Here is a 21,658-nt window from a genome sequence, read left to right as displayed (position 1 = left end):
TGTGAAGTTACCCATCGATACCAGCAAGTTCCGCCCTGCGCCCATGCCGCGCACGCTGATCCCAAGGCCCCGGGCCATGGCCCAGATTGCTACGGCGTTGCAGGGCGACGCCACCTTGGTACTGCTGCGCGCGCCCCTGGGCTATGGCAAGTCGCTGCTGCTCAGCCAACTGGCCGAGCAACGCGGCACCACCCTGGGGTTCCTGCGCATCGACCGCGCAGATAATGACCCCGTGCATTTCATCGGCCACCTGTACCACCTGCTGCTCAAGCGCGCGGTGCCCGTGGACATGGACAAAGACCAGGCATGGGCCGCCATTCGCAGCCACCTCGACGGCCTGGTCGCGCCCTTCACCCTGTGCCTGGATGACCTGCACCTGCTGCGCTCGGCGCGGGTGCTAGGCTACCTGGAGGCGTTGCTGCACCAGCCGCCCCGGCACCTGCACCTGGTTGTCGCCAGCGAGGGCGCACCGGCGCTGGGCCTCAGCCACCTGCGGCGCGACAACCGTGTGCGGCTGCTGGGCCCGCGGGAACTGGCCCTGGACGCTGAAGAAACCCAGCAGGTGCTGCTGGCCCAGGGCGTAATACTGGAACCCGCCTTCGTCTATCGCTTGCAGGCGGGCAGTGAAGGCTGGATCAGCGGCGTGCTGTTCTGGTGTTCGGCGTATCGGGAATTGTCCTTTCTCGATCCGTCGCCCGAGCATTTGGAGCAGGCGGTGCTCGGCTCCTACCAGCACATCGGCGAGTTCATCGAGGAAGACGTGCTGCGCTGTTTGCCCCAGGCACTGGTGCGTTTCATCGAACACACCTCGGTGGTCAGCGCGTTCGACCTGGAGCTGGCCACGGTGCTGACCGACGATGCCCAGGTCGAAGCGCCGCTGCGCAAGCTGTTGCAACTTGACCTGTTCATCGAGGATCGGATCGGCGAGCGCCTGCGCTACCAATACCACCCGGCCTTGCGTCTGACGGCGCTGCAACGGTTGCGCAGGCGGCGTCCCGATCGGCTGCTGCAGCTGCATCAGCGTGCAGCCGACTGGCTGCTGGCCAATGCCTTTTATGCCCAGGCGGTGTCCCAGTATGGCCGGGCAAAAAACACCGAGGCGGTGATGCGCACGGTGGAGCAGCACACCTTCGACCTGCTGCGCGAGGGCGAGATCAACGCCATCGTCGACTTCCTCGGCCACGCGCTGCGCGACAGTGAAACTGACCACCTCAACCTGGCCATGACCGAGGCCTCGGCGCTGATCGTCACCAATGACATCCAGCGCACCCGCGCCTGTATCGGCGCGTTGAAGCGGTTGGGCGGCCCGTCGGCCGAGCGGGTCATGCAAACCATCGCTTTCCTGCGCAGCCACCTGGCTTGGCTGGGCGGCAACCTGCGCCATGGCGTGGACGTGGCGCGCATGGCCTTGGAGCGGTACCCGCAGGCCAACGCGGCCACCGCCATCCTGAATGCCAACAGCGCCGCTTGCCTGGCCGCTCTGGGGCGCCTGGAGGATGCCCGGCTGCAGAATGACCAGGCCCTGCTGCAGCTGTCGGCGCTGGGTTTCAAAGGCTATACCCACCGGCTGCATCTGCAGGCAGGGCTGATCGAACTAGCCCAGGGCAAGACCGAGCAGGCACGCCAGCGGTTCTTTGAAGGCGACCTGGCGTCGGGCGCAGGCAAGGTCGCAGGGAACTTCTACGATGCCTTCCTGCACTTGGGGCAAGGCCTCGTGCTGATGCAGCGCAACGCCTTGAGCGCCGCCTCCCTGAGCCTGGCCCGGGCCGAAAAGATTGCCATGGACTTCCCCCACGGCGCGGCGCTGGCACTTATTTTCCATCACCAAGCCTGCTTGTTCGATGCGCTGGGCGACGCACTGCGTGCCGTGGCTAAGTGGGACCAGGCGCGACGCCTTGCACAGGACTTTGGCCAATGGCGGGTGTACCGCCTGGCCGGGGCATGGCGGGTACGCCACGCGGTGCGTCATGGCGATCAGGCCTTCCTGCTGAGCTGGCTGCACGAGTGGCACTGGTGCAACCGGCAGTACGGTGAAGACCTGCAACCCGATGAGTTGCTGGCCTACGCCTGGGTGCAGCGCCACCTGGGGCAGCGGGCCGTGGTGAACCAGTACGTGCAGGCGCTCGGTGAGCTGGCGCAGGAGCATCAACACCACCGGCTGCGCCTGGACATTGTGCTGTTGCAGGCCAGTGTGGCACTGGACCAGCACGACCAGCCACAGGCCATGCACCTGCTGGACGAGGCCGTTGCGCTGGCCTGCGAGCATCAGTTCGGCCAGCTGTTGCACTACGAAGGCGTGGCCCTGAGCGACCTGTTTCAGCAACTGCTGGCCCCGGACGCTCGCAAGCAGTATGAACTGCAACGCCCGTTACCCGATGCCCAGCTATTGCAACAATGGTTGCCTGGCCTGGTGAAGCCATTGCAGGCCGCCCAACGCCTGATCGAGCCGGTCACCCGTCGCGAGCGCGAGGTGCTGCAACGCATGGCCCGTGGCCAGGGCAACGCGCAAATCGCCGAGTCGCTGTTCGTCAGCCTGAGTACGGTCAAGACCCACATCAACAACCTGTTCCGCAAGCTTGAGGTCAACGACCGCGATGAAGCCCTGCGCAAGGCCCGCAGTGTCGGGCTGTTGAGCTGACGGGGCAGGGCACTCCACCCTCCCTGCAGGCAAAATCCATCCCAAACTCCACCCCCCGGTTCGACGCAACCGGGGGCGGGCGCTGTTACAACATGATGGTCGTTTTCGCTCATGACTTTTCTCGGCGGGACTTACCTTTATGTTGCTCAACGAACGCGATCTGAGCTTTCTGCTGTACGAATTCCTCGATACCCTGGCCTTGCTTGAGCGTGAGCGGTACGCCGTGCACGACCGGTCGGTGTTCGACGCCACCCTGGCCACGGCCCGCCAGGTAGCGGCGGAATTTTTCGCCCCGCACAACCACAAGGCCGATCAGCACGAACCCACTTTCGATGGCGAGCGGGTGACTCTGATTCCCGAAACCCGGCACGCCTGGGATGCCTTCGCCGATGCCGGGTTCCTGGCGGCACACCATGACTTTGCCGACGGTGGACTGCAACTGCCCGAAGTGCTGCTGCGCGCCTGCATGGCATATTTCAACGCGGCCAACATCGCCACCACCGGTTACCCGTTCCTGAGCATTGGCGCGGCCAATCTGATCAAAAGCTTTGCTGCGCCGCAGGTGCAGCAGCGCTTCCTGCCGGCGATGTTCGCCGGGCGCTTCAGCGGCACCATGGCGTTGACTGAACCTGGCCAAGGCTCGGCGCTGGGCGACCTGCGCACCCGCGCGGTGCCGGCTGAAGACGGCACCTACCGGGTGTTCGGGCAGAAAATGTTCATTTCCGGCGGGGACCATGAACTCACTGAGAACATCGTGCACCTGGTGCTGGCCCGCATCGAGGGCGCCCTGGCGGGGGTGAAAGGCATTTCGCTGTTCGTGGTGCCCAAGTTCAACGTCGACGCCGATGGCGCGCTGGGCACCCGCAACGACGTGGCCCTGGCCGGCCTGCTGCACAAGATGGGTTACCGCAATACCACCTCCACTGTGTTGAGTTTCGGCGAGGGCGCGGGCGCCGTGGGCTATCTGGTGGGCGAGGCCAACAAGGGCCTGGGCTACATGTTCCAGATGATGAACGAGGCGCGCATCGGCGTGGGCTTGGGCGCGGCCAGCTTGGCCTACCAGAGTTACCTGCATGCCCTGGACTACGCCCGCGAACGGCCCCAGGGCCGCCTGGCCAGCTGCAAGGACCCGGCCATCCGCCAGGTGCCGATCATTGAGCACGCCGATGTGCGGCGCATGCTGCTGACGCAGAAAGCCTATGCCGAGGGCTCCCTGGCGCTGTGCCTGTATGCCAGCAGCCTGGTGGAGGATCTCCACACCGGCACCACGCCCCAGGCCCGCGACGACGCGGCGCAGTTGCTGGACTTGCTGACGCCTATGGTCAAGACCTGGCCGTCGCGCTACGGCCTGGTGGCCTCGGACCTGGGCATCCAGATTCTTGGCGGCGCCGGGTATACCCGTGAGTACCCCCTGGAGCAGCTGTACCGGGACAACCGCCTCAACCCCATTCATGAAGGCACTGAAGGCATTCAGGCCCTCGACCTGCTGGGGCGCAAGCTGAGGCTCAAGGGCGGCCGGGGCTACACGCTGTTTCTGACGCAGGTGCAGGACAGCCTGCACCAAGCCGCCCGGCTGGAACACTGCCAGCCCCTGGCGCGGCACCTGGCCTCGGGCCTGGCGGTGCTGCGCGAGGTGACCGCCGCACTGCAGCAGCAGGTGGCCGAGGACGTCGACCGCGGCCTGGCTAACGCCACCGCCTACCTGGACCTATTCGGTCGGGTACTGGTGGGCTGGGTGTGGCTGCGCCAGGCCATGCTCGCTGAAGCCGCCCTGAGCCAGGGCGCGCAAGGCGCGGAGGCAGATTTTTACCGCGGCAAGCTGCACACGGCGCGCTACTACCTGGAGTGGGAACTGGCCGTACTGCCGGGCATCGCCCAGCTGCTATGCGCGGGCAACCGTAGTTGCCATGACATGCAGAACCACTGGTTCTGACCTTTGACCTTTTTGTTGGAGCCTTCCCATGACTGCATTGATTGACTACCGCTGCGAGGGCTCGGTAGTACTGATCGGACTGGCCCGGCCGCCCGTGAATGCGTTGGACCAAGCGCTGCGCCAGGCGTTGGCCGAGGCCTTAGAACGCGCTATTGATGACCCACATGTTCAGGCCCTGGTCATCCATGGCCAAGGACGGGCGTTCAGCGCTGGCGCCGACATCAGCGAGTTCGGCACCCCGGCGGCCTTTGCCACGCCTGGATTGGCCGGGCTGCTGGAACGGCTGGCGCAGTCGCCCAAACCGGTGATCGCCGCGATCTCAGGCATAGCCCTGGGGGGCGGCCTGGAAACGGCCTTGGCCTGCGGGTATCGCCTGGCCACGGCCAGTGCTGCCCTGGGCTTGCCGGAAACCCGCATCGGCCTGTTGCCCGGTGCCGGCGGCACCCAGCGCCTGCCGCGCCTGATTGGTGCTCAGGCAGCGCTGGAGATGATTCTCTCAGGCGAACCGGTGAGCGGGACAAAGGCCCTGGCGCTGGGGCTTATAGACGTTGTCGTCGATAATGACGATGAGCTGCTTGGCGCAGCGGTGAACTTTGCCACCGATGTGCTGCAAACCTCCGCTCCCGCGCAGCGGCCTTGGCCCTATGCCAACCCTGCCCAGGGCCTGTCAGCAGATTTCTTCAGCGCACACGCCGCTAATAATGCCCATCGCTGGCGCGGGCAATTGGCACCCCTTTTGGCGCTGGAAGCGGTGCGCGGCGCCTGCGAGGGCAGCCTGGCCCAGGGCCTGGCCAAGGAACAGGCGCTGTTCGCCCAGCTGGAGTCGTCGCCCCAGTCGGCAGCGCTGCGCCATCAATTCTTTGCCCAGCGCGAGGCCCTAAAGGTGCCGGGTGTCGACAAACACACGCCGCGTCGCACAGTGGCGAGCGTGGCGGTGATCGGCGCCGGTACCATGGGTGCCGGCATTGCCATGAATTTCGCCAATGCCGGCATCCCCGTGGCCTTGCTGGAACTCAAGGGCGAAGCCCTGGACCGTGGGCTGGCCCATGTCCGCCAGCAGTACGATGGCGCGGTCAAGCGCGGCAAGCTCAACGCCAGGCAACTGGATGAGCGCATGGCGCTGATCACTGGGACCCTGGAATACGCCGATATCGCCCAGGCTGACCTGGTGATCGAGGCGGTGTTCGAAAGCCTGTCGATCAAGCAGAACGTTTTCCGCATTCTGGACGAGGTGTGCAAGCCGGGGGCGATCCTGGCCACCAACACATCAACCCTGGACGTGGACCTGATTGCGGGAGTTACTCGCCGGCCTCAGGACGTGATTGGCCTGCATTTTTTCAGTCCGGCCAACATCATGCGCCTGCTGGAAGTGGTGCGCGGCCGTGACACCTCGGCCCAGGTCCTCGCCACGACGCTGGACCTGGCGCGGCGCCTCGACAAGATTGCCGTGGTGTCGGGGGTGTGTTTCGGTTTTATCGGCAACCGCATGCTCGAACCCTACGCGCGGGAAGCCCATCGGCTGGTGCTGGAAGGTGCCACCCCGGCCCAGGTCGACGGTGTGCTCACCGATCTGGGGTTGGCCATGGGCGTGCTGTCGATGTACGACCTGGCCGGCATTGATGTCGGCTACCGCGTGCGCGAGTCACGGCGCGAGGCCATTGCCCATGATCCCAGCTACTGCAGGCTGGCGGACGAGCTGTTTGCCCAGGGGCATTACGGGCAGAAGACCGGTCGCGGCTTTTACCGCTACAACGGCCGCGAGCGTATCGAGGACTATGAAGTGGTGGCGTGCGCCGAGGTGTTGGCCAGCGAACTGGGCATTGCCCGTCGGGTGATCTCCAACCAGGAGATCCATGACCGCTGCCTGTTCATGTTGATCAACGAGGGCGTGCAGTTGCTCGATGAAGGCATCGCCCAGCGCAGCGGTGATATCGACCTGGTGTGGATCAACGGTTACGGCTTCCCCGCCTGGCTGGGCGGGCCGCTGCACTATGCCGAGCAACTAGGTCTTGAGCGGGTATTGGCCGGTATCGAGCGCTATCGCGAGCAGTTGGGCGATCACGGCCAGATGTGGTTCCAGCCTGCTGCCTTGCTGCAGCGTCTGGTGGCTGAACATCGCACTCATATTCAGCGTCTTTGATCGTTCTAGTCAGGAGATCCATTTATGTCGGACGCTGTCATTCTTTCAACCGCCCGCACGCCGATCGCCAAGGCGTACCGGGGTGCTTTCAACGCCCTCAAGTCACCCAGCATGGCGGCGCTGGCCATTTCGGCCGCCGTGGAGCGGGCTGGTATCGAGCCGGGCGAAGTCGAGGACCTGGTCATGGGCACCGCCATGCCTGGCGGCACGGCGGGTTGGAACCTGGGACGCATGAGTGCGCTGGCAGCGGGCTTACCGCTAAGCGTGGCCGGGCAGACCATTGATCGTCAGTGCGCTTCGGGGCTGATGGCGATTGCCACAGCGGCCAAGCAGATCATACATGACGGCATGCGCGTGGCCATCGGCGCCGGGCAAGAGAACATCAGCGCGGTCCAGGCGCGCAACATGGAGTGGGCATTCGCCGAGCGTGACCCGCGGGTGGAACAGCATGCCGCTCATGCCTACATGCCGATGCTGCAGACGGCTGAGTGGGTGGCCAAACGCTACCGCATCAGTCGGGAGCAGCAGGACGCCTATGCGCTGCAATCCCAGCAGCGTACTGCAGCCGCTCAGCAGGAGGGGCTGTTTGCCGACGAGATCATTTCAGTCAGCAACCTGAAGTCAGTGCAGGACAAGGCCAGCGGGCTGGTTACCCTGCAACCGGTGACGCTCAACCTGGACGAGGGCAACCGTCCGAGTACGGTGTTGCCGGACCTGGCCCAGCTCAAGTCGGTGGTGGAGGGCGGCAGCATTACCGCTGGCAACGCCAGCCAGTTGTCCGACGGTGCCAGTGCTTGTGTGTTGATGGACGGGCGCCTGGCGCAGCGGCGCAATCTAGAGCCTATTGGGCTATACCGTGGGATTGCAGTGGTCGGCCTGGCTCCGGAGGAAATGGGCATCGGGCCCGTGCTGGCGGTGCCCAGATTGCTCAAGCAGCATGGCTTGCGGGTGGAAGACATCGGCTTGTGGGAGCTTAACGAGGCGTTTGCCTGCCAAGTGATCTACTGCCGGGACAAGCTCGGCATCCCCAATGAAAGACTCAACGTCAACGGCGGTGCTATCGCCATTGGCCACCCTTACGGCATGAGCGGCGCGCGGATGGTCGGGCACGCCCTGCTGGAAGGGCAACGGCGCGGCGTGAAGTACGTCGTCATTACCATGTGTGTGGGCGGTGGCATGGGTGCCGCCGGCCTGTTCGAGGTGTTGTGATGAATACTCTGTTTTCGTTGCAGGGCAAGGTGGTGCTGGTCACAGGGGCTTCCAGCGGTTTGGGCGAGCACTTTGCCCAGGTGATCAGCGCCGCCGGCGCGCGGGTAGTGATCGCCGCGCGTCGCCAGGAGCGCTTGCAGGCACTGGCCGCACGCTTGCGTGAGCAAGGCGGCGAGGTGCTGGCGGTGGCGCTGGACGTGACCTCACGCGGCAGCGTTGAGGCGGCGTTCGATGCGGCGCAGCGCGCCTTTGGCGTGGTCGATGTGGTGGTCAACAATGCGGGTGTTGGCGGTGCGGTGAAAGCGCTGGAGGTCAGCGAGGCGGAGTGGAGCACCATGCTGTCCACCAACCTCGACGGTGTCTGGCGCGTGGCCCAGTGCGCGGCCCAGCGTCTGGCGAAGGCCGGGCAGGGGGGAAGTATCATCAACATCGCTTCCATACTGGGCGAGCGCGTGGGCACTGGCCTGAGCCACTACTGCGCGGCCAAGGCCGGTGTGTTGCAGTTGAGCAAGGCTTTGGCATTGGAGTTGGCGCGATACGACATCCGCGTCAACGCCATCGCCCCCGGATATTTCCAGACCGAGATGAACGACAGCTACTTCAACTCGGAGAAGGGCCAGGCCTACATCAAATCGGCAGTGCCCATGCGCAAACTGGGGCAGCTACCGCAGCTTGATGGGCCCTTGCTGCTGCTGGCCAGCGAGGCCGGCAACTTCATGACCGGTGCCACCCTGGCAGTAGACGGCGGCCACCTGGTCTCAACCCTGTAGCCGCTGCCGAAGGCTGCGCAGGCCCTATGGCTCACTGAAAATCCCCAGTGTTCACCCCGGCCCGCGCAGCCTGGCGGCAGCTGCTGCAGGGTGCTTGTCTTGAGCTACTGGGTCATACGGAGTAGCGCGACAGGGTTTCGCCGCCATCGATGCGCACCAACGCGCCGTGGATGTAGCTGGAACGGTCGGAGGCGAGGAACACGGCCAGGTCGGCGACGTCGCTGATTTCGCCCCAGCGCTTGAGAGGGATACTTTCGCTGAAGTCGTCCACGTAGCCTGGCTGTTCCAGCAGGGCGCGGGTCAGTGCAGTCTTCGCGTAAGTGGGGCAGATGCCGTTGACGCGGATGCCTTCATGGCCGTATTCAATGGCCAGGCAACGGGTCATGTTGGCCTGCGCGGCCTTGGAAATGTTGTACACCGACTGCCACGGGTGGCCGCCAAGCCCTGCGGTTGAAACCAGGTTGATGATGTTGCCGCCACCGCCCTGTTGCAGGAATGCTCGAACCGCAGCCTGGGCGCCGAAGAAAGTGCCCTTGACGTTAACGTTCAGGCACAGGTCCAGTTCCTCTTCGCTGAAATCATGGATCAGCTTGCCATCGCGATAAACCCCGGCGTTATTGATCATGACGTCGATACGACCGAATTCGCGGGTGGCAGCCTCTACCAAGGCAGTCAGGTCGCCACTGCGGGTGACATCGCAATGCTGGAACAGAGCCCGGCCGCCACGCTCGGCAATCAGCGCGGCCGTGGTGAGGTCGGGGTGCTCATCGTACCCGCCAGGGTGGCTGGCTTCGTTGATGTCGCCGATTACCAGGCTGGCGCCCTCTTCGGCAAGACGCAGGGCGATACCACGGCCTAGACCGGTGCTGGCACCGGTGATGATAACCACTTTTCCGGCCAGATTCATGTCCATCTAATGGCTCCACGTCAGGTTGAATGGGCGCTTCAGAATAAGACCGGCATCCAACCCCCTGTTCGTGGAAGGGGTCGATGCCGGGGGTGGTGCTCGGGTGTTCAGGCCATGCCATAGGCGGCAGGCTGAGCAAAGCGCGAAGCGTATTTGCCGCCGTTGTTCAGTACGCGGTATTCACGTGGTGAACGGCCGGTCCAGCGCTTGAAGGCATGGCGAAAATTGGCGGCATCGCTGTAGTTCAATTGTTCGGAGATGGCTTCGGTGGTCATGGGCGTGTTCAGCAGGTAGCGGATTGCGAGCTTCTTGCGCACTTCCACCAGCAGGGCGTTGTACGAGGTTCCCAAGGCGTCGAGACGACGGCGCAGGGTGCGCGGCGACAGGTGCAGGTGGTCGGCAATGTCGGACAGCGAGGCAATGCAGTCACCGGAATTGAGCAGCAGGTTCTGCACTTGATAGCTGATGTCGTACTTCTGCACGATCTCGCGCAGTTGCGCCTGGCAGTTGGCCCTGCAACTGCTGTGGGTGATGCTGTTGGACTGTGGCAGCTTACTGTCCAGCCAGTGAGCGGCCAGTCGAATGGCCGTGCGCTCGCGGTTGAAACTGACCGGAACGCCGAAGCTGGCTTGAATATCGGCTTGCTCCTGAGCGTTGGCTTGCACCACCAGTTCGATGCCTTCGCAGGCGAACTCGCGGCCAAGGATGTCTTGCAGCAGGGTCAGCAACTTGGACACCTCCAGGTGGTACCAGAAGGCGTTCTCCGGGCTGATCAGTCCGTATTGGTCACTGAGCTGCAGCAGCGCAACATCATTCTCCACCTGCAGGTGCAGGCTCATCTTCAGGTTGATCAACAGGCCGAAGTGGCTGGCGGTTTCCAGTGCTTCGCGCAAGGTGGCGCTGCTGAGCATGGCAAAACCGACAATGCCGTAGGACGTGAGGTGCAAGCGCTTGCCTACCTGCAGGCTCAGCAGCGGGTTGGCGGCGGCGCGATTGAAGGCAGCATGGATCGAGGACTGCTGATTGAGCGAGATTTTGCTATGCGGATTGGCCAGGTCAGCCAGGGATATGCCCCCTGCGGCCAGGCATTCGCCCAATTGTGTTTCACTCTCCAGCAGGCCGGCTGCCGCGAGGATTTCCGCAGTGGAAAAGACCTTGTCATCCAAGGTTATAGGTGTGGTTTCGATCTGTCCCATCGTACTGCCCTCACGGTGTAGCAAAGCCAATGTGACTGCGAACGATCGCCGTGGCTACGGATCATCCGCGTCGGTTCATTCAAATCTTCAGGGGTGGCGTGGGCAGGCCGGGGGTGATCTTGACGGGTAGCAGGCAAGGGCAATGCACAGCAGGTTCGGGCGTGGCACCACCACGGATCCGGGACGGGTCTTTGACCTCATTTTTATCTCCTGACCTTTTTCAGGGCTGCGATTGAGCGCCCTCTCTTGTTGTTGGTCTATCAGGTAGGCAATGCATTAAAACGAGCCGAAACAAATATTGTTATACTCGCTAGGTCGTATGACCGATTAAATACGGTCGTACGACCTAGGTCAAGTGACAGATATTCGATCGCCTGTTTTATTTCGATGAACGGCTGTAGCCGCTGCCGATAGGCTGCGCGGGCCCCGGCGCGCGCTGAAGATCTTCAGGTGGGGAGGGCCCGCGCAGCCTGCCGGCAGCGGCTACAGGGTTACGGCGGGCGGGAGAGTCAAGCGCCCAGGGTGGCGCCGCAGTCGCTGCCCAGGTAGGTCAGGGCAGGGCTCAGGCTGCGGCACAGTGGCAAAGCGCTGGTAGGCCTTCAACGGCCCGGAGCACAGCAGCTCGCAGGCGCCACCTAGTTGATCCGCAGCGGGTCCAGGCCGGCCACTTCGAAACCCTGGTTGGCCAGGGTGCGGGCGATGGTGCGGCCCACGTTATCCAGGCCGATGATGGCGACGCGTGTAGGGGCGGTGGGGATGGGGCGCTCCTGGCGCAGGGTGGGTCAGGGGTGCATGGCTTTGAACAGGGCGGCGATGTCCCAGTCACCCATGCCGGCGGCCTGAGCCTGGCGGCAATAGGTCAGATAGGCGTCAGTGCTGGCATGCGGCGCCTTAGCGCGCACCAGTGCATCCAGCACCACTTCCTGTCCGGCCACGTGGACATCCACCGATGCCTGCTCACCGCTGTAGTTGCCGGCGGTGATGCGGTCGGCAGCGGTGTTGATGCCCTCCACCAGCATGTCGGTCATGATCGGCGACAGGGTCTTGAACGCTTCAGCCGACACGCCAGCGGTGGAGGCCAGCACTGCGCCTTCGATCCAGGCGGCGAAGGCACCGAAGTAGAACGCGTAGAGCGCCAGGTAGGCGGGCGTGCAGGCCGTAGGGTCGGCGCCGAGGAATTTCGGGTTGCCGGCCAGCAGTTTCAGGGTCTGGCCGTGGGTGTGGTAGGCGTCGATGTTGCCTGAATAAAGGATGGTGGTGGCCGCGCCGCCAATATCCTTGGGGTAGCACATGATGCCGCCGTCAATGTAGTGGCCGTCGTGGCGGTCCACCCAGGCAGCGCTCAGGGTCACGTCGTCGACCGTGCCGGTGCTCATGTTGACTAGGGTCTTGCCACTCAAGCTCAGGCCTGGTTCGAGGGCCTGCAGTACACTCAATGCCGCCGCTTTGTCGATCATGCAGACAATGGTCAGGGGGCTGGCCTGGATCGCTTCACTGGCACTGGCCGCCTGGCGGGCCCCTTCGTGCACCAGGCCACTGGCGCGTTCCGGGCTGCGGTTCCACACGGTGACGTCCAGCCCGGCGTTCAGCAGGGTGCGGGCCAGCACGCTGCCCATGGCGCCTAGGCCCAGGACGCTGACGGATGGTATATTTGATGCGGGCATGGTTAACCTCGGCGAAGGATAAAGGGAAAGCCCCAGCTGTTCTGGGGCAGGGCATCAGTTGGGGGTATTGAGGCCGATGTAGTCGGCGATTTCCTCGTAATTTACCTGCCACAGGCCCGGCAGGCCATACAGGTCGGCGGTGAACGAGCGGAACCCCAGAATCTGTTGTACACGCGGGGACAGGGTGCGCACCAGCGCCATGTCCACCACGAACGGGTAGGCCTCTTCAGGCACCAGCCAGCCCAGATTGAAGGTGAAGGCTACGGCCCGGCGGTACTGGTCGGTGGTCACATTCGCGCCGCCGCCGTGGGCGATCTTGCCGGTGAAAAACAGCGCGTCGCCCGGCTCAAGCTCTGCCGGCACGGTCATGTCCGGGGTGCCACGGTCATCGTAGTCGGGCCAGTACTGGCTGCCAGGGATGATGCGAGTGGCACCGTTCTCTTCGGTGCAGGGGCTCAGGGCGATCAGGAAGTTGCAGATCACGTCCGGGGCCTTGATGCCCATTTCCTTGAAGGCCATGTAGTTTTCGAAATCGCGGTGCAGCGGCTGGGCCTTGTTGCCTGGACCGATCTCGATGACCTGCGCGGTGCCCATCCAGTAGGTGTCGCACCAGGGGCTGAGAATGGCATGGGCCAGTTGGTGGACCTTGTCGTGGTCGATGATTTCTTCGCGGAAGGTCTTGCTGTGGGTCACAAGGTTAGTCAGGCGCTTGGTGTTGGCACCGTGGAAATCCTGGGCACCCTCGTTGGTCTTCGACGAGCCTGCGGGAATCTTGTCCAGCTCTGGCTGAATGTCGGCATTGAAGCGCGCCACCTGGTCGGCGCTCAGCATGCCCTTGATGATGACGCCTGCGTCTTCACGCAGGATTTTCAGTACTTCTTCCTTGGGCGTATCGAGGGTGATTTTCTTGAATGCGCTGGCCATAAACTACCTGTCGGGGCAAGAGATGCAGGAAGAGGGCGGCGTGGCCACCCTCCGGTGATGAACTCAAACGGCAGCCGGTTCGCTGTAGTCCACAGGGGTGCCCAGCCAGCCGTTCCAGCGTTTGGTCCAGTAAAGGTTGTGCAGCTGGGTGGTCAGCTCACCCGGGCCGACCTTGCCGCCCAATACGCGGTCGTTGACGCTGTTGATCGGCATGACGCCGCCGGCGGTGGAGGTCAGGAACGCCTCGTCGGCGTTGAGCAACTGCTCCACGTGCACGCGCTCCACGTGCAGCGGCAGGCCCAGTTGCGCCGCCAGCTCCAGGGTGGTCTTGCGGGTGATGCCTTCGAGGCAGCCGGAATCGGGGGTGTACAGCGCGCCATCCTTGAACAGGAAGATGTTGGAGCCCGGCGCTTCGGTGAGATAACCATCGGCATCGCACAGCACGGACCATTCCTTGTTGGCGGCGTTGGCTTCGAACAGAGCCAGCTTGAGGTCCATCCAGTGGAAGTTCTTGGCGGTAGGGTCCACCGCTTTTGGTGGGATGCGAATGAATTGCTTGCTGACCATCAGGTCGATGCCGCGGGTGCGCTGTTGGTCATCGGCGATGAACACGTACGGCACCACGAAGGCGTAGAAGCGGTTTTCATAGGCCTTGGGGTTGAGACGGCTGCCGTTACCGGGCTTGAAGCCGCGGGTCACCGCCCACCACACGTAGGCTTCCTTGGCACCGGCCTGCTTGATCAGGTTCATGAGGATTTCGGTGGTCTGGGCCTGGGTGTACGGGTTGGTCAGTTGAAACTTGGCGCAGGCGCTTTCAAAGCGTTCCAGGTGGTCTTCCAGGCGGAACAGGTAGCCCTTGCTGACGCTGACCACATCGTAGCAGGCGTCAGCCTGAGTGAAGCCCAGGTCGGCCATGGGGATGGCGGCGTTATCCAGGTCCACGTAGGTGCCGTTGACGAACGCCGAGCCATGGCCGTACTTGGGATCGAAGGGCACCCGCAGGTGTGCGGGGTCGTTACGCATGATGTGTTCAGCCTGGATGATGCTCATCGTTCGCGCTCTCTTTCAAGGGGAGATGCAGCGGTGTGACCCGCCTGAGTAGTGCTTGTGGGCTCATGGTAGGGCGCCTGGGATGTGGCCCAACAGGTGAGCAGGGGCCAAGTTTCGACGTCGATGCGGCCATGCTGCAGTGTGCCGACGCCTGTCCTGTGCGGAACCCTTTGTTGGCCGCCTGTCACCTTTATTGCCCGACGCCGGGTGCCTACAGTCTTCGTGCCGTGCGGTGGACGCCGCGCATCTTTTTCCAGCACAGAGGAATGGGCATGAAGGGTTCAAAGGTAACGTTCATTGGTCTGGGCCAAATGGGGGCGGCCCTGGTGCCGCCGTTTATCAACGCAGGCCATGACGTAACGGTATGGAACCGCTCAGCGGCCAAGGCAGAACCGCTGGTATCCTTGGGTGCGAGTGCCGCCGCCAGCTTCGAGGCGGCGGTGGTCGCAGCAGATCTGATCATTGTGTGCCTGGCCGACTACGCCACCAGCAATGCGTTATTTCACCAGGGCAGCGTCACGGGGTTGCTCAAGGGCAAGACCGTGGTGCAGTTGACCACCGGTGACGGCAAGGAAGCCGAGTCCGGTGCGCAATGGGCGGTCGAGATCGGTGTGGACTACCTGGATGGCGCCATCATGGATTACCCCACCAAGGTCGGTGGTCCGGAGTGCTTGCTGCTGGTTTCCGGCCCCCAGGCCGTGTGGGCACGTCACAAAGTGGCGCTGAACCTTCTGGGCGGGCGCATGACTTACGTCGGCGCCAATCCGTCGGCGGCCAACCTGCTGGACGGCAGTCTGCTGACGATGTATTACGGCAACACCTTCGCGCTGATGCAGAGCGCGGCGATGCTGCAGGCCGAGCAGGTCGACATCAAGGACTTCAAGACCGCCCTGGCCGCGTTCAAGCCGGTGATCGAGAGCACCTGGAAGCGCAGCATCGACGCCATCGACACGCAGGATTATTCGGGCAACGAAGCCTCGATTCACGTGCACTCGCTGGGCGTGCAGTCGCTGCTCAAGCGTGCTCGCAATGCCGGTGTCGACTATCGGTTGCTGCAGTTTTTCGCCGTTTGCGTGGACACCACGGCCGCCCGCGGCCATCAGGCCGATGAATTGCCGGCCGTCTACGAAGTGTTCCGTCGCCCGGACTGATTGGCCACTGGGCGGCAGGATGGCAGAGGGGCCGCAACATCCCGCAAAATGTCCCCTCTGCACCTGTTTGCCGAATGTGGCCGGCGCATAATCGAAGCGTCCAAGGGAAATGGATGACAGGACCCGGAAGGGTCCACCCCGCCAGGACGCCGCTGCGTTAAATAAGAACAACGACTTTCCAGAATTCCTGCCCTCTACCGTGTTTCAGGAGCAGCTTATGCGTGACGCATCCAGCCTTCATATTGCCGGCGACCATTCCTTCCTGATCGATGAATCGATCGGTGATCTTGACCTTGATCTGGTTAAAAGCCTGGTCGCCTTGAACTCGCCCGAAAACCTCAGCGATGAAACCAGCCTGCCCACGGGCTCGATCATTTTCAGCGCCGCCGCCTGGTTTATCGCCGGTATTGTCCTTTGGGCCCTGATGGGCTTCTACATCTGATCGAGGGTTGACCATGAGCACTTCAGGTGAAGATGTAGGCGGGCTGATTTCCCGGGAAACCCTGGCAGGCCGTCTGCCCGTGGCGGGCAGCGGGCGCCTTTACACCAGTTTCGGGCCGTTGCTCAACGCTGCCATTGCGTTGGGTGCTGCCAGTTACAGCTATCTGTTCGGCGCCTCCCTGGCGTACATCGGTAATACCGCCATCGGTATTATCGGTTACATGATCGGCCTGATGATGACCCTGGGGCCGATGTACCTGGCCTCTGGCATGATCAGTTTCCGGCATGGCGTGGATCCGGTGGATGCCGCCAAGAGTGCCTTGGGCACCCGTGGATCGGCGCTGCTGCTGTTCATGATTCTGATCACCACACTGGGTTGGGGCTTCGTGTTGGTGGCCATGACCGGCCAGGCCGCAGGCCGGCTGTACCAGGTGCTGTTCCATCCCGGTGGCAGCATCGATCCGCAGGTGGTGACCGTCGTGGCGGTGGTGATGCTGGCGCTGGTCTGGCTGCTGCTCAGGAAGGGGCCGGCCATGGTGGCGATGTTGACGCGCTACACGTCTCCAGCCGTATTGATCATAGCTGCCGTATTGTTGTACCTGATCACCCGGGACACCAGCTTCTCGGCGCTGTGGCACACCAACGTTGACGTCAAGCTTGCGTACACCACCGACCCGCTGCTGCAATTGGCCTACGGGGTGGAATTCGGCGCTTCCAACGCCTTGACCATCGTGCCGTTCTTCGGAGGCATGGCGCGGCTGATTCACAAGCGTAAACATCTGGTCACGCCGTGCCTGCTGGGCGCAGGCCTGGTGGGTGCGGGCTTTACCACCGCAGTGGGTGCGCTGGCGGCCGTGGCCACCGGCTCCACCGAGCCTGCCGAGTGGGTGGTGAAGACCGCTGGCAATGGCCTGGGCGCGGTGATCGTCTGCGTTCTGCTGTTGGCCAACCTGGGCACCCTGGTGAGCTTCTTCTACCTGGCGGGCGTGTCAGTGCAGCAGATCCGTGTATTTGCCCGCATGCGCTGGGACATGATCATCGGCATCCTGTTGCTGCCCGGGCTGGTGGTGGCGTTCCAGACCGATTGGTTGATTGCCCACGTGATGAACTGGCTGGCGTACAACGGCGCCATGTTTGTCGGCATCGCCGGCATCCTGCTGACCGACTACCTGCTGTTGCGTCGCCAGCAGGTGCTGCCGGCCCACCTGTTCGTCAAGACGCGCGACAGTGCCTACTGGTACTGGGGCGGCGTGAACTGGGTGGCGATGGGCGTGATTGTGCTGGGGGTGTGTTCTTACCTGTCGTTGTTCAACCCCATGACCCTGGCGGTAGGGCCCTCGTTCCGCTACCTGGGCGCGGCGATGCCATCCTTTGCCCTGTGCATCGTGGCGTACTACGCGGCCATGCGGTTGGTGATTGCTTCGAGTGAGAAGGGTGGTTACCGCAACCTTGCGCAATGGAAAGCGAAGAAGGTTACCGTCGGCCTGTAAAGCGCCTCACTTAACCGCTTCAACATCTGCAATGGCCCGCGCAGCGGCAGCGGCTACAACTCGCTACTGCCCTGTAGCCGCCGCCAGGCTGCGCGGGCCATGCGCCTCGCTGAAAATCTCCAGCGTACCCGGTGCCCCGCGCAACCTGCGGCAGCGGCCAAGGGCTTTTCGTTTGTGGGAGAGCACCGGTAATTTGGCCGCGCCGCACCTGTTGAGTACGTGGGCTTGGGTACAGTGATCGTGTCGCTGTTGCTGCTGGCCAATCTGGGCATGCTGATCAGCTTCTTCTATTTTGCCGGTGTCTCGGTGCACCAGGTGCGCCTCTTCGCCCGTATGCGCTGGGACATGAGCATCCTGGTATTGCTGTTGCCGGGGCCGGTGGTGGCTTTCAACACGCAATGGTTGATCAGCCATGTGATGAACTGGCTGGCCTACAACAGTGCGATCTTCGCCGGCATGGCCGTAGTGATGCTCACCGATTACCTGGTATTGCGCGGCTAGCGCGTGATGCTTGCACATTTGTTCGTGAAAAATGCCGAAGGCGCCGATTGGTAGTGGGGCGGTGTCAATTGGGTCGCCATGGCCACCATCGTCTTCGGTGCCGTGGTGTACCTGACGCTGTTTGACCCGCTGACCCTGGCCGTGGGCCCGAAATGGGTGTCGGTAGGTTTGTGATGTAACCGTTATAGGCTCAACAAAAAAGGCGTCCCATGCGGGACGCCTTTTTTGTTGAAGGGCGGTCAGGCTGGGGCGTAGCGGGCATTGCCCATGGCCCCTGGCAAAGTATGCGGCGCCGGCATTGTCCAATCATTGTCACGGTATTGCGCCCGGAACGCCCGCGGCGCGGTGCCGGTCCAGCGTTTGAAGGCGTGGCGGAAGTTGGCTGCATCGCTGTAGCTGAGCTTCTCGGAGATGGCCTCGGTGGTCAGCGGCGTGTCGAGCAGGTAGCGGATGGCCAGTTTTTTGCGCACATCTTCCAGGATCTGGTTGTAGGAGCTCTGCGTAGTTTCCAGTTTGCGACGCAGGGTGCGGGGCGACAGGTGCAGGCGCGCGGCGACCTCGGTCAGCGAGGGAATGTGCTCCGGGGTCGCCAGCAGCAACTTCTGCACCTGGTAGCACAGGTCGTAGCGTTGGCTGAGTTCGCGCATCTGGTCCCTGCACACCGCCTTGCAGGACTGATAGGTCATTGCTTGGGATTGCGGCAATGGCTGTTCGACAAACTGGCGCGAAAAGCTGATGCGGTTCTCGGTACTGTTGAGATAGGTGGGTGCCCCCAAGGTGCGGGAGATGGCCTGCGCGTCGCTGGTATCGCCAGCCACATTCAGGCTGACCTGCTGGGCGGTGAAACCGTGGCCGAGGATATCGCCCAGCAGGGTCAGTAGCTTGGCAGACTCCAGCAAGGTGTTGTAGTGCCTGGCGGCGCCCAGCAACGGGAAGGACTCCTGCAACAGGATGTGCGCGCAATTGCCGTCCACGCTCAGCAGCAGGCGATGCTTGAGGTTCATCAGCAAGGCGAACTGGTTGGCTACCTCCAGGGCTTCACGCAGGTTGGCGCTGCTGAGCAGGGCAAAGCCCACCATGCCGTAGGCGGTCAGGTGCATGTCCTGGCCCACGCGCAAAGCCAGCAAGGGATCGGCATCGGCCTGGCAGTGGCGGGTCAACGTGGTGAGCCACTGGTCCAGCGACAGTCGGGTGTGAGGCGTGTCCGATGTGACGTCGTGCGCCGCGCAGTGATTGTTCAGCGCCTGCCATTCGGCCGTCGAAAACACTTTGTCTTGCGGGGTAATGGGAGATGCTTCTACAGATACCATCGGACTGCCCTCGTCGACTTGCCATGCGCAACTCCAGCACAGGGCTGGAGCAGGATGGTTTCACTCGGTTATGGCAGGCCGGGGAGGGCGAAAGCAGGGGTGTTGCACAAGCGTGGCGATCGGTCGCTCTCGTGGCTCGGCGACTTGATTTGATAAAAGGTCGCACGACCTATAAGATACGGTCACTAGACCTAAGTCAAGATCCGTCGTGACGATTTTGTTGCAGTCATGGCCAAGCGGCCAAGGTTGCGCCGTAGCGCCGCCCGCAGGCATGCTGTAGCCACGAAATAAACGCTTTGGAGCATTGTCGATGTTTAGTGAAGCCTCGCGGGCCGAGTCGCTGTTCGAGCGAACCGCCAGCCCCCGCGAAAAGAAACGTGTGCAACGCATCGAAGAAATCATCGAGACTGCCGCAACGCTGTTTGTCCGCGACGGTTATGCGCAGTTTTCGGCGCGCCGGGTGGCCAGCGAGATGGGCATCAGCCTGAGCAACCTGCAGCATTATTGCGGGACCACCGAGAACCTGCTGCTGGCAATGATTCGCGCGAAAATCGAGGTGTTCGTCACCCAGTTCGTGGAAATTGCCCAGAACACGGCGATGACCCCCGAGCAGCGCCTGATCCAAGTCATCGAACAGGACATGACCGCGGCGCTGGACCCCTGGATTGCATCGTTCTCGTTCCAGAGCTGGGCCCTGGCCGAGCACGACAAGGCCATCGGCGATCACCTCAAGGCTATCTACGGTGAGTTCTGCCGGGTGCTGTCTACCCTGATACGGGAGGTCAACCCGAAACTCACGGTGCCGCGCTCGGAAATTTTCGCCACGCTCATTGCCTCGCAGATTGAAGGCCTGCTGTTCTACAACAAGCAGATCGGCGCGCTGGAGCAGCATTGGAAAGAAACCCTGGCCACCACCCTGCACATGTGGCTGCTGATGATTCGCGCCGGCTGACCGGCCACCGCTACCCGTTTTTTAGGTCACTGCTCACCTGTTGGGGGTTGCCCGCGCAGCTTTATGCTCAGCGCTGACCGCCCACCGAAGATGAGGGACCTATGCCGACGCTTTGTGATGACATCGATCGACTGGCGACCTTGCATTTCATTGGCCTGGTGAACGCGTATGTCACCGGGTTGGGCCACCCCACCGAGCGCCTGCTGGCGGGTACCCAGGTACGTGCCGCAGACCTGGACGATGCCGACAAGCTGATTACCCCGGCAGAGGAACTGTTGATTCTGCGCAATGCCCTGCGCCTGACCGGTGCCGCGCACCTGGGGTTGGAGCTGGGTACCCGCTGCCGCTTGGCGGCTTACGGTCTGTTCGGATTTACCCTGTTGTCCAGCAGTGACTTGCGTGCGGCATTGGCATTGTTTTTCCAATATCCCTTGCCGTTGGGGACAGGTTTCAGTCTGGGCCTGGTGCAGGAACACGGCGTGGCTTCGTTGACCGTGAGCGCCAATTTCGACGTGGACGACCAATTGCACCGACTGGCGATCGAGTTCAGCCTGACGGCGCTGCAAAGTATCATCGCCGACCTGCTGTACCAACCTTTGCCTGTGCTGGCCGTGAACCTCAATGGCACCGAACAGGCGGAAGCCGCGCCGTACCAGGCGTATTTCAGTTGCCCGGTGAACTTTGATACGTCCAAGGCCAACTGCCTGTCATTCGATGCCCGTTGGCTGGACTTCCCGTTGCCCTGCGCCCATGCCGTTTCCCACCTGGAGATGAAGGCCCGCTGCTCCACTTTGCAATCGCGCCTGGAAAGCCCGCGGGACTTTCTGGCCAATGTGCGTTCGGCCATCTGCGAGCGCTTTGATACGTCCCCCTCGCTGACGAACATTGCCGCATCCATGGCTTGCTCCAGCAAAACCCTGCAGCGCCACCTGCGCGCGGCAGGGACCAGTTTTCATGAGGTGCTGGGGGAGGCACGGTACCAGCGTGCCCAGGAATTACTGGTGCGCCAGGTACCGATTGCGCGCGTGGCGCAGGACCTGGGCTTCAGTGAGCCGGCCGCGTTCAGGCGCGCGTTTCAGCGCTGGAGCGGCTGCACCCCCTCGCAATACCGCTCCCAGGTCCGTCACTGAGCATCCTGTAGCCTCTGCCGCCAGGCTGCCCTGTGCCTCACTGAATATCTCTAGGGTACACAAGGGCCCGCACAGCCTGGCGGCAGCGGCTACAAGTGCGCGTGCTTGTGTCGTGTTTGATCCCTTTTTTTGACCCGATTGCGCCTTTAGCGCGCCGGGCTTAACCCAGACAATCTGCCGCAACTAGCCAGTTTGTATCATCGACTAATGGGGAAGGGCAGCTATGAAAGGATTGGTTCGCAGTTTGGCGGC

Annotated in this window: 17 protein-coding genes; 11 read left to right on the top strand and 6 right to left on the bottom strand. The window is 62.8% G+C overall.

What is annotated here, in order from left to right:
* Window positions 1-76: 76 nt before the first annotated feature.
* The 5 genes from AC0SZ7_RS17680 to AC0SZ7_RS17660 all read left to right on the top strand — a co-directional run bounded on the left by AC0SZ7_RS17680 (window position 77) and on the right by AC0SZ7_RS17660 (window position 8,690).
* Window positions 77-2,638, top strand: coding sequence for a LuxR C-terminal-related transcriptional regulator (locus AC0SZ7_RS17680; RefSeq protein WP_475505590.1), 2,562 nt, complete (start codon window positions 77-79; stop codon window positions 2,636-2,638).
* Between the two features lie 139 nt (window positions 2,639-2,777).
* Complete coding sequence (locus AC0SZ7_RS17675; RefSeq protein ID WP_475505589.1) at window positions 2,778-4,571, top strand: acyl-CoA dehydrogenase; 1,794 nt, start codon at window positions 2,778-2,780, stop codon at window positions 4,569-4,571.
* Window positions 4,572-4,599: 28 nt separating this feature from the next.
* Window positions 4,600-6,711 carry a 3-hydroxyacyl-CoA dehydrogenase NAD-binding domain-containing protein gene (locus AC0SZ7_RS17670; RefSeq protein WP_475505588.1) on the top strand — a complete coding sequence of 704 codons (2,112 nt, stop codon included), beginning with the start codon at window positions 4,600-4,602 and terminating at the stop codon, window positions 6,709-6,711.
* A gap of 24 nt (window positions 6,712-6,735) precedes the next feature.
* Window positions 6,736-7,920 carry an acetyl-CoA C-acyltransferase gene (locus AC0SZ7_RS17665; RefSeq protein WP_475505587.1) on the top strand — a complete coding sequence of 395 codons (1,185 nt, stop codon included), beginning with the start codon at window positions 6,736-6,738 and terminating at the stop codon, window positions 7,918-7,920.
* Window positions 7,920-8,690 carry an SDR family NAD(P)-dependent oxidoreductase gene (locus AC0SZ7_RS17660; RefSeq protein ID WP_475505586.1) on the top strand — a complete coding sequence of 257 codons (771 nt, stop codon included), beginning with the start codon at window positions 7,920-7,922 and terminating at the stop codon, window positions 8,688-8,690. Before AC0SZ7_RS17665 ends, AC0SZ7_RS17660 begins: the two co-directional genes overlap by 1 nt.
* Before the next feature lie 112 nt (window positions 8,691-8,802).
* Here the strand turns inward: AC0SZ7_RS17660 and AC0SZ7_RS17655 are convergent, their stop codons facing one another.
* From AC0SZ7_RS17655 to AC0SZ7_RS17635, 5 genes are all read right to left on the bottom strand, one after another.
* On the bottom strand, window positions 8,803-9,603 hold the full coding sequence (locus AC0SZ7_RS17655) for an SDR family NAD(P)-dependent oxidoreductase (protein WP_475505585.1): 801 nt from the start codon (window positions 9,601-9,603) through the stop codon (window positions 8,803-8,805).
* Window positions 9,604-9,704: 101 nt separating this feature from the next.
* A complete protein-coding gene (locus AC0SZ7_RS17650; protein WP_475505584.1) occupies window positions 9,705-10,793 on the bottom strand; it encodes an AraC family transcriptional regulator in 1,089 nt (362 codons plus the stop codon).
* A 782-nt stretch (window positions 10,794-11,575) separates the two neighbouring features.
* Window positions 11,576-12,457 carry an NAD(P)-dependent oxidoreductase gene (locus AC0SZ7_RS17645; protein WP_475505583.1) on the bottom strand — a complete coding sequence of 294 codons (882 nt, stop codon included), beginning with the start codon at window positions 12,455-12,457 and terminating at the stop codon, window positions 11,576-11,578.
* 54 nt (window positions 12,458-12,511) lie between these two features.
* The gene (locus tag AC0SZ7_RS17640) at window positions 12,512-13,381 is read right to left on the bottom strand and encodes a phytanoyl-CoA dioxygenase family protein (protein ID WP_475505582.1); all 870 of its coding nucleotides are present in this window, start codon (window positions 13,379-13,381) and stop codon (window positions 12,512-12,514) included.
* Window positions 13,382-13,444: 63 nt separating this feature from the next.
* Window positions 13,445-14,431, bottom strand: coding sequence for an aminotransferase class IV (locus AC0SZ7_RS17635; RefSeq protein WP_475505581.1), 987 nt, complete (start codon window positions 14,429-14,431; stop codon window positions 13,445-13,447).
* A gap of 272 nt (window positions 14,432-14,703) precedes the next feature.
* On the opposite strand from AC0SZ7_RS17635, the gene AC0SZ7_RS17630 reads away from it, so the two are divergent.
* The 4 genes from AC0SZ7_RS17630 to AC0SZ7_RS17615 all read left to right on the top strand — a co-directional run bounded on the left by AC0SZ7_RS17630 (window position 14,704) and on the right by AC0SZ7_RS17615 (window position 18,014).
* Window positions 14,704-15,582, top strand: coding sequence for an NAD(P)-dependent oxidoreductase (locus AC0SZ7_RS17630; protein ID WP_475505580.1), 879 nt, complete (start codon window positions 14,704-14,706; stop codon window positions 15,580-15,582).
* 217 nt (window positions 15,583-15,799) lie between these two features.
* Window positions 15,800-16,024, top strand: coding sequence for a hypothetical protein (locus tag AC0SZ7_RS17625; RefSeq protein ID WP_475505579.1), 225 nt, complete (start codon window positions 15,800-15,802; stop codon window positions 16,022-16,024).
* A 13-nt stretch (window positions 16,025-16,037) separates the two neighbouring features.
* Entirely contained in the window at window positions 16,038-17,513 is a 1,476-nt protein-coding gene (locus tag AC0SZ7_RS17620; RefSeq protein ID WP_475505578.1) for a cytosine permease, read from the top strand.
* A gap of 225 nt (window positions 17,514-17,738) precedes the next feature.
* The gene (locus AC0SZ7_RS17615) at window positions 17,739-18,014 is read left to right on the top strand and encodes a hypothetical protein (protein WP_475505577.1); all 276 of its coding nucleotides are present in this window, start codon (window positions 17,739-17,741) and stop codon (window positions 18,012-18,014) included.
* Between the two features lie 239 nt (window positions 18,015-18,253).
* Here AC0SZ7_RS17615 and AC0SZ7_RS17610 read toward each other — a convergent pair whose 3' ends face one another.
* The gene (locus tag AC0SZ7_RS17610; RefSeq protein ID WP_475505576.1) at window positions 18,254-19,282 is read right to left on the bottom strand and encodes an AraC family transcriptional regulator; all 1,029 of its coding nucleotides are present in this window, start codon (window positions 19,280-19,282) and stop codon (window positions 18,254-18,256) included.
* A 352-nt stretch (window positions 19,283-19,634) separates the two neighbouring features.
* Between AC0SZ7_RS17610 and AC0SZ7_RS17605 the strand changes: the two genes are divergently transcribed.
* Entirely contained in the window at window positions 19,635-20,276 is a 642-nt protein-coding gene (locus AC0SZ7_RS17605; RefSeq protein WP_475505575.1) for a TetR/AcrR family transcriptional regulator, read from the top strand.
* A gap of 101 nt (window positions 20,277-20,377) precedes the next feature.
* Entirely contained in the window at window positions 20,378-21,406 is a 1,029-nt protein-coding gene (locus AC0SZ7_RS17600; protein ID WP_475505574.1) for an AraC family transcriptional regulator, read from the top strand.
* The last annotated feature ends 252 nt before the right edge of the window (window positions 21,407-21,658 follow it).

The organism is Pseudomonas sp. JC1203 (assembly GCF_056175065.1).
This window is presented reverse-complemented; position numbering and strand designations above follow the sequence as displayed.